We start from the raw sequence: 12,307 nt of genomic DNA on the forward strand, positions 1-12,307 counted from the left end.
CGGCGCGTCTAGAGTGGCGGCATGGATCGACAGCAGGACTACGTGCTCCGCACCATCGAGGACCGGGACGTCAGGTTCGTCCGGCTCTGGTTCACGGACGTGATCGGTACGCTGAAGTCGGTGGCCCTGTCTCCGGCCGAGGTGGAGAACGCCTTCACGGAGGGCCTGGGCTTCGACGGCTCCTCGATCGACGGATACACCCGCATCTCGGAGTCGGACATGCTGCTGCAGCCCGATCCCTCGACCTTCCAGATCCTGCCCTGGCGCGGCGACCAGGGACAGAGCTCCCGGATGTTCTGCGACGTGCTCACCCCGGACGGCCGACCCGCCCCCGCCGACCCGCGGCACGTGCTGCGCCGCGTGCTGGACCGGGCCGCAGACCGGGGCTTCACGTGCTTCACCCACCCGGAGATCGAGTTCTACCTCCTCCAGTCGGACCAGCCCGGCCCGGACGGGGAGCCGGTGCCCGTGGACCGCGCGGGCTACTTCGACAACGTGCCCGGCTCCGACGCGGCCGACTTCCGCCGCGACGCCGTCAGCCTCCTCGAGGGGATGGGCATCTCCGTCGAGTTCAGCCACCACGAGAACGGCCCCGGCCAGAACGAGATCGACCTGCGCGCGGCGGACGCGCTCACGACGGCGGACAACGTGATGACGTTCCGGACCGTCGTCAAGGAGGTCGCCGCCGCCCAGGGCACGTACGCCACGTTCATGCCCAAGCCGTTCTCCGAGCACCCCGGCTCGGGCATGCACACCCACTTCTCCCTCTTCGAGGGTGACGCGAACGCGTTCTACGACCCGGCGGACGAGTTCCGGCTCTCCGTCACGGGCCGCCGGTTCATCGCGGGCCTGCTGCGCCACTCCGTGGAGATCACCGCGGTGACCCACCAGTTCGTGAACTCCTACAAGCGCCTGTGGGGCGGCGGCGAGGCGCCCTCGTACGTCTCCTGGGGCCACAACAACCGTTCCGCGCTCGTGCGCGTGCCCCTGTACAAGCCGGACAAGGCCGGCTCGGCCCGCATTGAGTACCGCGGCATCGACGCCTCGGCCAACCCGTACCTGGCCTACGCCCTGCTGATCGCGGCCGGGCTCAAGGGCATCGAGGAGGGCTACGAGCTGCCCGAGTCCGCCGCCGAGGACGTCAGCGCGCTGACCACCCACGAGCGGCGCGTGCTCGGCCACGTCCCCCTGCCCGGCACCCTGCACGACGCCCTGCGCGCCGCCGAGGAGTCCGAGTTCGTGGCATCCGTGCTGGGCGAGCACGTCTTCGACGCCCTGCTGCGCAACAAGCGCCAGGAATGGGACGACTACCGGGTGGAGGTCACGCCGTACGAGCTGCGGCGCTACCTCTCCGGCCTCTGAGGCGCCGGCCGTGTCCGCCCTGCCCGACGCGGCGACCGCCGACGCCCCGGACCGCCGCACCCTCGCGCACGCCGGCGTCGCCGACGCCGGCCGCGTGCAGACGCTGCTCACCTCGCCCGAGTTCGAGGGCGTGGACGTGCGTCCCCTCGTCGAGCTCCTCGGCCACGCCGCCGATCCCGACCGGGCCCTGCTGCTGTGGGTGCGCCTGGCCGAGCGCGAGCCCCGCGTCCACCACGCCCTCCGGGACCCCGAGACGACGGCCCGCCTGCTGCGGCTGCTCGGCGCCTCCGAGGCCCTCGGCGAGTTCCTCATCCGCCGTCCCGAGCAACTGGACCTCGTCCTCGACCCGGACGCGGCCGCCGCCACCGCGCCCGCCCTCGCCCAGCCCGACCCGACCGCCGGCGAGCCCTGGGGTGATGCGTCCGCCGCCCTGCGCCGCCTGCTCCTGGACTCGGTGGGCGCCGACCCGGACGCCGACCGCCCCCTCGCGGCCGTCACCGGCAAGGACGCCGCCGTCGCCTTGCGCCGCGCCTACCGCCGCCAGCTGGCCGCGATCGCCCTGCGCGACCTCGACTCCGCCGAGCCCACGGCGGCCATGCCCTCGGTGGGCCGCTGGCTCGCGGACCTGGCCGGCGCCGCCGTGGACGCGGCGCTCGCCGTCTCACGGGCCGTCCTCACCGAGCGGGAGGGCCCCGTGGTGGACCGCGTGGACCTCGCCGTGATCGGCATGGGCAAGTGCGGCGCCGGCGAACTCAACTACGTCTCAGACGTGGACGTCGTGTTCGCCCACGCCGTCCGCGAGGCCGCGGACGGCGCGGACCCCGACGCCGAGGTCCCGGACGGGCCGCGCGCCGCCGCGCTCGCGGCCGAGCTGGCCGCGGGCATCGGCCGCGTGATCCAGGGCGCGGCCCCCGAGCCGGGACTGTGGGAAGTCGACGCCAACCTGCGTCCCGAGGGCAAGGACGGCGCCCTGAGCCGCACCGTGGAGTCCCACGCCGAGTACTACCGCCGCTGGGCCCACGGCTGGGAGTTCCAGGCCCTGCTCAAGGCCCGCCCCATCGCGGGCTCGCCACAGCTCGGCGAGCGCTACATCGCGGAAATCTGGCCCCGGGTGTGGGAGTCCTCCGCGCGCGACGGGTTCGTCGAGTCCGTCCGGGCCATGCGCGCCCGGGTCCTGGACACCCTCGCCCCCGCGGAGCGCGAGCGGGAGATCAAGCTCGGGCCCGGCGGCCTGCGCGACGTCGAGTTCACGGCCCAGCTGCTCCAGCTCGTGCACGGCCGTGCGGACGAGTCGCTGCGGGTGCGCGGCACGCTCGACGCGGTGCGGGCGCTGCACGCCGCCTCCTACGTCACCACGCGAGACGCGCGGGCGTTCGACGAGCACTACCGGTGGCTGCGCACCCTCGAGCACCGCATCCAGCTCGTGCACCTGCGGCGCACCCACCTGATGCCGGTCAAGGAAGAGGCCCGCCGCGTCGTCGCCCGGTCGATGCGCGGCGCCGCCGACCGGGGCCCCGCCACCGGCGAGGACCTCCAGGCCGAGTTCACGCGCGTGCGCCGCGCCGTGCGCGGTCTCCACGAGACCGTGTTCTACCGGCCGCTGCTGTCGACGACGGCCGCCCTGTCCGCCGAGGACGTGCGGCTGTCCGCGGAGGCCGTCCGCGACCGCCTGGCGGCGCTGGGCTACCGCGACCCGCAGGGCGCCCTGCGGCACATCGAGGCCCTCACGCAGGGCGTCTCGCGCCGGGCCGCGGTCCAGCGGCAGCTGCTGCCGGCCATGCTCGGCTGGTTCGCGCGGGGCGCCGACCCCGACGGCGGCCTGCTCGCCTTCCGCCGGCTCTCCGAGTCGCTGGGCGGCACGGCCTGGTATCTGCGGATGCTCCGCGACTCCTCGGACGCCGCCCGACGGCTGTGCCTGGTCCTGTCCGGCTCCCGGTTCGTGGGGGACCTGCTCGAGCACTCGCCCGAGGCCGTGGCCTGGGTGGGCGACGACCGGGAGCTCGACCCCCGGGGCGCGATCCAGCTGTGGCGCCAGGTCGACGCGCGGCTCGACCGCCGCGTGGCCGCGGAGGAGGCCCCCGCGGCCGTGCGCCATGTGCGGCAGGTGCGGCGCAGCGAGACCCTGCGCGTGGCCCTGGCGGACATCTCGGGGCTGCTGGACCTCGAGGCCGTCACCGGGGCCCTGTCGGACATCGACCAGATCACCGTCGTCGGCGCCCTGCGCGTGGCCTCGCGCGCCGTCGTCGGGGACGCCGACCCGCTCACCGACGTGCTCGTGGTGGCCATGGGCCGCCAGGGCGGGCGGGAGATCACCTACGGCTCGGACCTGGACGCCCTGTTCGTGCATCGGCCACGCCCCGGCGTCGACGAGGGGCGGGCGCGCGAGCAGGCCGAGGAGGTCGTGCGGACGCTGATGTCCCTGCTGCACCGCCCCGCGACCCCGCCGCTGCCCGGCGAGCGGCCGCTCGAGGTGGACGCCGACCTGCGCCCCGAGGGACGCCAGGGGCCCCTGGTGCGCACCCTGGACTCGTACCGGGAGTACTACGGCCGCTGGGCCGAGGTGTGGGAGCGGCAGGCGCTGTTGCGCGCCCGCCCCCTGGCCGGCGACGACGACCTCGCCACCGACTTCCGGCGGTGGGCCGACGGGGTCCGCTACGCCGGGGACCTGACCACCGCGGACGCGCGGGAGATCCGGCGCATCAAGGCCCGTGTGGAGGCCGAGCGCCTGCCCCGCGGCGCGGACCCCTCCCGGCACGTCAAGCTCGGCCGCGGCGGGCTCTCGGACGTGGAGTGGCTGGTGCAGTCCCTGCAGCTGCGCCACGCGGGAGAGGTCGAGGACCTGCGGGTCACCGGCACGCTGCCGGCCCTGCGGGCGATCGCCCGGCACGGGCTGCTGCCCGAGGCCGAGGTCGCCGTGCTGGAGGAGGCGTGGCTGCTGGCCACCCGGATCCGCGCCGCCCTGCTGCTGTGGACGGGCAAGGTCTCGGACGTGCTGCCCACGAACATGCGCGACCTCGAGGCCGTGGCCCGCCTCAGCGGGGTGGGCACGACCGGCGGGGAGCTCGAGGAGCGCTACCTGCGGGTGACCCGCCTGGCCCGTCAGGTGTTCGAGACCCGGTTCTACGGGCTCTGAACGACGCCGGCCCGCCACCTCGACGGGGTGGCGGGCCGGCCGTGCTCCGGTGTCGCGAGCGCCGGCTCAGGCGCGCACGACGTGCTCCCCGAGCAGCTCCAGGGTGCGTCGCCGCACGCCGGCGTCCTGGGCCGCCGTCGTGATGATCAGCTCGTCCGCCTGGACCCGCGCCGCGAAGTCGTGCAGCCACGCCGCCGTCGTCGGGCCGGTGCCCACGGCCGTGCACTCGAGCATCCCGAGCACCTGCTGACCGGCGGGGGAGTGCAGCAGCATCTCGACCTCGTCGTCGGTGAGGGTGCGGCCCCGGCCGAGCATCATCCGGATGCGCGCCCGCTGCGCGGCCTGCCACTCCCGCTCGGCCACCTCCTCGGTGTCCGCGGCGATCACGTTGGCCGCCGCGATGAAGTGCGGCTCCGCGAGGGCCTCGGAGGGCTCGAAGTGCTCCCGGTACAGGCGCGCCGCATGCTCGAGCATCTGCGGTGCGAAGTGGCTCGCGAACGCGTAGCCCAGGCCGAGCTGCGCGGCCAGCTGGGCGCCGAACGCCGAGGAGCCGAGGATGTACAGCGGCACGTTGGTGCCCTTGCCGGGGTAGGCGTCGATGCCGGGGATCAGGCTCTGGCCGGTGAGGTAGCCCTGCAGCTCGAGCACGTCCTGCGGGAAGCGCTCGGCCGCCGACGGATCCCGGCGCAGCGCCTGCAGCGTCCGCTGGTCGGTGCCGGGGGCGCGACCCAGGCCCAGGTCGATGCGGCCGGGGTGCAGCTCGGCCAGGGTGCCGAACTGCTCGGCGATCACCAGCGGCGAGTGGTTGGGCAGCATGACGCCGCCGGAGCCGAGGCGGATCGAGTCGGTGTGCGCGGCCACGTGCGCGATGAGTACGGCCGTGGCGGAGGAGGCGATAAAGGGCATGTTGTGGTGCTCCGCGTACCAGACGCGCCGGAAGCCGGCGGCCTCGGCGACGCGGGCCTGCTCCACGGATTCGGCGAAGGCTTCGCCCATCGGGGCGCCGTCGCGGACGAGGGCGAGGTCCAGCAGGGACAGCGGCAGGGGGGTGGGGGCGGTGTGCTCGGTCATGGTGCTCCTGGTCTGCGGGCCGCCCGGCCGGGCGGAGGTCTCCACAGATCCAGCGCCCACCGGCCCCGGACTATTCCGCGGCCGGGCACGACGACGGCCGCCCGCCTCCGGCGTGGGAGACGAACGGCCGTCGTCGGGGCCGCGGCGGGCGGATCAGACCGAGTAGTACAGCTCGAACTCGTAGGGGTTCGGGCGCAGGGCCAGCGGGGCGATCTCCATCTCGCGCTTGTACGCGATCCAGGTCTCGATCAGCTCCTCGGTGAACACGTCGCCGGCCAGGAGGAACTCGTGGTCCTCCTCGAGGGCGTTCAGGGCCTCGTCCAGGGTGGCGGGTGCCTTCTGGATGTCGGCGGCCTCCTCGGCCGGCAGCTCGTAGAGGTCCTTGTCGATCGGCTCGGCCGGCTCGATGCGGTTGCGGATGCCGTCCAGGCCGGCCATCAGCTGCGCGGCGAACGCGAGGTACGGGTTGCCCGAGGCGTCCGGGGCGCGGAACTCGATGCGCTTGGCCTTCGGGTTGGAGCCGGTGATCGGGATGCGGATGCCCGCCGAGCGGTTGCCCTGCGAGTAAACCATGTTCACGGGGGCCTCGAAGCCCGGCACCAGGCGGCGGTAGGAGTTCACCGTGGGGTTGGTGAAGGCCAGGACCGCGGAGGCGTGCTTCAGCAGGCCGCCGATGTACCAGCGGGCGGTGTCCGAGAGGTTCGCGTAGCCCTTCTCGTCGAAGAACAGCGGCTCGCCGCCGTTCCACAGGGACTGGTGGCAGTGCATGCCGGAGCCGTTGTCGCCGAAGACGGGCTTGGGCATGAAGGTCGCGGACTTGCCGAACATGTTGGCGACGTTCTTGACGACGTACTTGAACTTCTGCAGGTCGTCCGCCGAGTGGGTCAGCGTGTTGAAGCGGTAGTTGATCTCCGCCTGGCCCGCGGCGGCCACCTCGTGGTGGGAGCGCTCTACCTCGAGGCCGACCTCGGCCAGGACCGAGCAGATCTCGTCGCGCAGGTCGGCCTGCTTGTCCGTGGGGGAGACGGGGAAGTAGCCGCCCTTGAGGCCGGTCTTGTGGCTCAGGTTGCCGCCCTCGTCCTCGCGGGAGGCGTTCCACCAGGCCTCGTCCGAGTCCACGGCGTAGAACGAGCCGCGGGGGGAGGACTCGTAGCGGACGTCCTCGAAGATGAAGAACTCGGCCTCGGGGGCGAAGAACGCCGTGTCGGCGATGCCGGAGGAGCTCAGGTAGGCCTCCGCGCGCTGGGCCACGCCGCGCGGGTCGCGCAGGTAGGGCTCGCCGGTGCGGGGGTTCACGATGGAGAAGTTCATCGTGAGGGTCTTGCGGACCCGGAAGGGGTCCACGAAGGCCGTCGCGACGTCCGGGATGAGCTGCATGTCGGACTCGGCGATGCCGGCGAAGCCCCGGATGGAGGAGCCGTCGAACAGCTGGCCCGTGGTGAAGAAGTCCTCGTCGACCGTGGACGCGGGCACGTTGAAGTGGTGCTGCATGCCGGGGAGGTCGGTGAAGCGGATGTCGACGAACTCGATCCCCTCATCCTTGATGTACGCGAGGACGTCCGCGGGGGAGGTGAACATGGTGCGCTCCTGTGGTCGTGACGATGGTGGCATGTCCGGCACGGCGGCGCTGGCGTGGCGGGTGTCATCACCCTACTTGCCCGGCGGCCTCCGTGGGCGTCGGTGACGCCCCACGGCGAGCCTCGCGGTCCTGCGCCGGTAGGCTGGGCCGGTGGCACGCAGAGCACCCGACCCCGCGCAAGAGCCCGAACCGACCCGCCGCGACGAGCCGCTGATCACCCGGCGCGACCTCGCCGGCTGGGTGGACGGTCCGGGCGGCGGCCTGGCCGGCGGCCGCTGGCCGGGGGACCTGCTGGGCCTGCCCGAGCACGGCCCGACCTCGATGGCCACTGCGGCCCGCCGCGCCGTCGCCCTCGTGATCGACTGGTTCCTGGCCCTGGGCGTGTCCTGGCTGCTCTTCGACTCCGACGCGATCGCCACCCTCCTCGTGTTCGCGGCGATGCATGTCCTCGGGCTCACCCTGCTGGCCACCACGGTGGGCAAGGCCGTGTGTCGCATTCAGGTCGTCCGCGTCGGCGGCCGCCCGGCGGGCCTGCCCCGGATCCTGCTGCGCACGGCGCTGCTGTGCCTCGTGCTGCCGGCCGTCGTCGTCGGGCCGGACGGGCGCGGCATGCACGACAAGCTCGCAGACACCGTCGAGATCCGCATGTGACCGCACCGGCCCGCGCCGGACGACGCCGGATCCGACTCGACGCGAGGCCGGACACGACGAAAGGGGGGCGCCCCGCCGAATCCTCGGCGGGGCGCCCCCTTTCGCGCGGGTGCGTCGGCGCTCAGCGGCCGCGCATCGCGCGGCGGCTCGGGCGCACCTTGTTCGGGTCGACGCCCTTGGGGATGGGCAGCCGGTTGGTGTTGAGCGCGGTCAGACGCTTGTCCACGGCCTGGACCTCCTGCGCCGTGAGGGCCTTCTTCATGCCCTTGAGCGTGCCGGGCAGCTCGTGCAGCGGGACCTGGCCCTGGCCGTTGCCGGACTCCACCACGGTGACGGGCACGCCGGGCAGGAAGCGGCGCATGGCCTTCTCCTCCTTGACCACCAGCGCGGCGACGCGGGGGGAGGGGCCCTCCGTCACCAGCACGACGCCCGGCCGGCCCACGGCGCGGTAGACGAGGTCCTGGGTCTTCGGGTTCACGGCGGCCGGCTGCTCGGACACGATCCAGCCGCGGCCCAGCGTGGAGAGCGCGGCGCCGGCGGCGCCGGGGCGGCCCTCGAGCTGGGCGAACCCGGCGCGGCGCGCCTTCCGGTTCAGGATGACGACGGCGGCGAGCACACCGAACGGGATCGCGATGAGCAGCCACGTGATCCAGTTGTCCAGCAGGAGGCCGATGACGAGGCCGACGACCAGGGCGCCCAGGAAGGCCAGCAGCATCCACAGTCCGACCTTGGGGTCGTGCGCCTTGGTCATGGCGTAGGCCTGCTTGAGCTGGGAGATCACGCCCGGGCCCTTCGTGGCGCGCTTGTCCCGGCGCTGGGCCTTCGCCTGCTCCTTCTCGCGGAGGCGACGCTCGCGCTGCATGGCCTTGACCTCCTTGAGCGTGGCGGAGGTGGAGCCGGAGGAGGACGCGGGGGGCTGGCTGTTCTTCGTCATGACGGGGTCCAGTCTAGTCGGGCGGCTCAGGACATCTGGGCGACGACGGCGGAGGCCTCCTGGCGGGCGGTCTTCTCCCCGGCCAGGTGCGCCAGGTTCTCCGGCAGGGTCCGGCCGAGGCGCTGCATGGCCTGCGCATAGAGCTTGCCCGCGCGATACGACGAGCGCACCAGCGGGCCCGCCATGACGCCCTGGAAGCCGATCTCCTCGGCGCGCTGGGACCACTGGACGAACTCCTGCGGCTTCACCCAGCGGTCGATGGGGTGATGCAGCTTCGAGGGCCGCACGTACTGCGTGATGGTGATGATGTCGCAGCCGGCCTCGTGCAGGTCCACCAGGGCCTGGTCGATCTCGTGGTCCTCCTCGCCCATGCCGAGGATGAGGTTGGACTTGGTCACGAGCCCGTCGGCCTTGGCCATCGTGAGCACCCGGAGGGACTTCTCGTACGTGAAGGCCGGGCGGATGCGCTTGAAGATGCGCGGCACCGTCTCCAGGTTGTGCGCGAACACCTCGGGCCGCGCGTCGAACACCTGCTGGACGAGCTCCGGCACCGCGCCGAAGTCCGGCGGCAGGATCTCGACGCCGGTCCCCGGGTTGAGCGCGTGGATGCGGCGGATGGTCTCCGCATAGAGCCACGCCGCGCCGTCCTTCTGGTCGTCACGGGCCACGCCCGTGACGGTGGCGTACCGCAGGTCCATCTCGCGGATGTTCTCGGCGACCTTCTGCGGCTCCTCCATATCCAGGGGACGCGGCTTGCCGGAGGTGATGTCGCAGAAGTCACACCGGCGGGTGCAGATGTCCCCGCCGATGAGGAACGTGGCCTCGCGGTCCTCCCAGCACTCGAAGATGTTGGGGCAGCCGGCCTCCTCGCACACGGTGTGCAGGCCGGCGGACTTGACCTTGTTCTTCAGGCCGATGTACTCGGGGCCCATGTGGACCTTGGCCTTGATCCACTCGGGCTTGCGCTCGACGGGCACCTCGGCGTTGCGCGCCTCCACGCGCAGCAGGCGGCGGCCTTCGGGGGCGAGGCTCATGCGGGGATTCCTTCCGTGGGGGTGACGGCGATGTACGCCGGCCCGAGCTCGTCCAGATGACGGGTGAGCACCGGGACGACGTCGGCCGGCGTGATGGTCCGGCCCGTCTCGACCGACAGGGTGGTGGTGGCGGCGTCCGTGATGCCGCACGCGATGATCCCCTCGTAGGGGGCCAGGGAGTTGGAGCAGTTCAGCGCGAAGCCGTGCATGGAGACGCCGTCGTGGATGGACAGGCCGATGGCGCCGACCTTGCGGTCCGGGCGGGCCGTGCCGTCGTCGTCCCGGTCCGCGAGGACCCAGATGCCCGCCCGCCCGTCCACGCGGACGGCCGTGACGCCGAACTCGGCGGCGGTGCGGATCAGCAGCTCCTCGAGGAACCAGACGTAGTCCTTGACGTGGGCACGGTCGCGCAGCCGGACCACGGGGTAGCCGACCAGCTGGCCCGGCCCGTGCCATGTGATCTTGCCGCCGCGGTCCACGTCCACGACGGGGGCGCCGTCCGTGGGGCGCTCGGCGTCCTCGGTGCGGCGACCGGCCGTGTAGACGGCTTCGTGCTCCAGGAGGAGGAATTCGCCGTCGGAGCGGCCGGCGACGACGTCCGCGTGCAGGGCGCGCTGGGCGTCCCAGGCGGCGTGGTAGTCCACCAGGTCGGGCGCCAGGCCGAGCACGCGCAGGGGCGGCAGGGGTGTCTCGGGCATGACGTCCACTGTAGTCCTCGGGCCCGGACCTGTGGACAACCGCCGTGACGCTCGGGGACATGCGGCACCCTGGGCTGGAACGGACGGCGCGGCGGAGAGGGGAGACCGATGCGGGACTGGGACGAGGCGGACGGCGGCGCGGCCGGACGCGTCGGCGGCGGGCCGGAGACCGAACCGGAGAGGTCGTCGGAGCCGGGCACGGCTGCGCCGCGCGCCCCGGGCTGGGAACCCGTCCGGCTGCTCGGCGCGGGCGCCCAGGCGGAGGTCTGGCTCGTCGAGGACGGTCGGGGCGTCCGGGCCGCCCTGAAGGTGCCCCGTGCCGGCGCGGCGCCGGATGCGCTGGCGGCGGAGGCGCAGGCCGGACGGGTCGCGCATCCCCATCTGCTGCGCGTGCTCGGCGTGGTGGAGACGGACCGGGGCCTCGGGGTCCTCACCGAGCACCGCGCGGCCGGCACGCTGCAGGACATGGTGCAGCGGGTCGGACCCCTGAGCCCGGGGCAGGCCGTCACCGTGCTCGTCCCGATCGCCCAGGCTCTCGCGTGCCTGCACCGCGAGGGGGTGGTGCACGGCGACGTGTCCCCGGCGAACGTCCTGTTCGGCGTCGACGGCAGCCCGGCCCTCGCCGACCTCGGCGTCGCCCGGGTGGTCGGCGGGGCGTCGGGGGCCGGGGCGACGCCGGGCTTCGCGGCCCCCGAGGCGCTCGCCGCGGTGGAGGGGGCCGGGGCGGAACCGGGGGCGTCTCCGGCGGTGGGGGCGCCGAGTGACGTCCATGCGTGGGCCGCCCTGGGCTGGTACGCGCTCACCGGTCGGGCGCCGGGCGCCGCCGGGCATCGGGCGCCGCTGCCCGTCCTGGTCCCCGAAGCGTCCCCCGAGCTCGCGCTGCTGCTCGATGCGGCGCTCTCCCCGGACCCGGCGGCGCGGCCGAGCGCGGAGGAGGCCGCCGCAGCCGTATACGCGACGGCCCGGCCCGAGCCGGTTCCGCTGGGAGAGGCCGCCCCCGCCGAGGTGGCGCACCTGCTGCCCACGGTGCTGCCGGGCTCCGGGCCCACGCGGCGACGCCGGGGACGACGCGCGGCTCCGAGACGGCGCGCGCTCGCGCGCCGACGGGGGGCGGCGCCACGCCGGGGCGTCCTCGTGGCCGCCGGGCTGGCCACCGCGCTGGCCGTCGGCGGCGGCACCGTGGGGCTGTGGTGGTCGGCGTCCCCGGGCTCGGCGACGGAGGGGGCGCCGGAGCCGGCGGGCGCGGTGCCGGCCGGCACCTCGGTGGACGCGGCGCGCCCGGCGGACGGGACGCCGGAGAGCGGGACGCCGGCGAGGGTGCCGGACGCGGGTGCCCCCGGGGAGGACGCCGCCGGGGAGGACGCCGTCGACGTGGGCGAGGCGCTGGCCGCGGTCGGCCACGCCCGGACTGCCGCGCTCATCGACCCGGAGCCTGCGCGACTGGACGCCTACGCCGTGCCCGGGGGACCGGCGTGGGAGAACGACCGGGATCTGCTGCGCCGGCTGACGGACGAGGGGTTCGCCTTCTCCGGCCTCGAGGTGACGGTGGAGCAGGCCGGACCCGCCCGGCGGGCCGGGGACGACGCGCTGCGTGTCGACGCCGTGCTCCGGACGTCGGCCCACACCGTGCTGGACCGCGCGGGACGCGTGGCGGCGCATCGGGAGGCGACGGCCGAGGAGGTCGTGCTGGTCCTGCGCAGCGGCCACGGAGAGGGCCCCGAGGGGCGGGACGGCGGCGCGGCGGGTCGGACGTGGCGGGTCGAGACCGTCGATCCGCGCTGACCCCGAGCTCGGATCCAGCGCCGGAGGCCGGCGGTCCCGACGGGGGGACGCCGCGGGGGCCCC

General features: G+C 74.2%; 9 protein-coding genes. 4 read left to right on the forward strand and 5 right to left on the reverse strand.

From position 1 onward, the window contains the following. The first annotated feature begins 21 nt into the window (after window positions 1–21). Both glnA (ACFI33_RS07215) and ACFI33_RS07220 read left to right on the forward strand, forming a co-directional pair. Window positions 22–1,362, forward strand: coding sequence for a type I glutamate--ammonia ligase (glnA, locus tag ACFI33_RS07215; protein WP_036383058.1), 1,341 nt, complete (start codon window positions 22–24; stop codon window positions 1,360–1,362). Window positions 1,363–1,372: 10 nt separating this feature from the next. Continuing rightward, window positions 1,373–4,495 carry a bifunctional [glutamine synthetase] adenylyltransferase/[glutamine synthetase]-adenylyl-L-tyrosine phosphorylase gene (locus ACFI33_RS07220; RefSeq protein WP_462623908.1) on the forward strand — a complete coding sequence of 1,041 codons (3,123 nt, stop codon included), beginning with the start codon at window positions 1,373–1,375 and terminating at the stop codon, window positions 4,493–4,495. A 66-nt stretch (window positions 4,496–4,561) separates the two neighbouring features. Here ACFI33_RS07220 and ACFI33_RS07225 read toward each other — a convergent pair whose 3' ends face one another. Together ACFI33_RS07225 and glnA (ACFI33_RS07230) are read right to left on the reverse strand one after the other, a co-directional pair. Then, complete coding sequence (locus ACFI33_RS07225; RefSeq protein ID WP_095347511.1) at window positions 4,562–5,566, reverse strand: LLM class flavin-dependent oxidoreductase; 1,005 nt, start codon at window positions 5,564–5,566, stop codon at window positions 4,562–4,564. Between the two features lie 153 nt (window positions 5,567–5,719). Continuing rightward, window positions 5,720–7,144, reverse strand: a complete 1,425-nt coding sequence (gene glnA / locus ACFI33_RS07230) for a type I glutamate--ammonia ligase (protein WP_010078521.1) — start codon at window positions 7,142–7,144, stop codon at window positions 5,720–5,722. 151 nt (window positions 7,145–7,295) lie between these two features. Here glnA (ACFI33_RS07230) and ACFI33_RS07235 point away from each other — a divergent pair, with 151 nt between their 5' ends. Then, window positions 7,296–7,796: an RDD family protein gene (locus ACFI33_RS07235; protein WP_052001272.1), complete on the forward strand. Its 501-nt coding sequence runs from the start codon at window positions 7,296–7,298 to the stop codon at window positions 7,794–7,796. A 121-nt stretch (window positions 7,797–7,917) separates the two neighbouring features. On the opposite strand, the gene ACFI33_RS07240 is transcribed toward ACFI33_RS07235, so the two are convergent. The 3 genes from ACFI33_RS07240 to lipB are packed head-to-tail and all read right to left on the reverse strand — an operon-like array spanning window position 7,918 to window position 10,462. Further along, entirely contained in the window at window positions 7,918–8,730 is an 813-nt protein-coding gene (locus ACFI33_RS07240; protein ID WP_036314203.1) for a DUF4191 domain-containing protein, read from the reverse strand. Between the two features lie 26 nt (window positions 8,731–8,756). Continuing rightward, on the reverse strand, window positions 8,757–9,764 hold the full coding sequence (gene lipA, locus ACFI33_RS07245; RefSeq protein WP_036383060.1) for a lipoyl synthase: 1,008 nt from the start codon (window positions 9,762–9,764) through the stop codon (window positions 8,757–8,759). Then, window positions 9,761–10,462, reverse strand: a complete 702-nt coding sequence (gene lipB, locus ACFI33_RS07250; protein ID WP_036314221.1) for a lipoyl(octanoyl) transferase LipB — start codon at window positions 10,460–10,462, stop codon at window positions 9,761–9,763. The genes lipA and lipB overlap by 4 nt, the downstream gene beginning before the upstream one ends. Window positions 10,463–10,570: 108 nt before the next feature. On the opposite strand from lipB, the gene ACFI33_RS07255 reads away from it, so the two are divergent. Next, a complete protein-coding gene (locus ACFI33_RS07255; protein WP_462623909.1) occupies window positions 10,571–12,244 on the forward strand; it encodes a serine/threonine-protein kinase in 1,674 nt (557 codons plus the stop codon). The last annotated feature ends 63 nt before the right edge of the window (window positions 12,245–12,307 follow it).

The sequence above is a fragment of the Micrococcus sp. PSi08 genome, assembly GCF_054960655.1.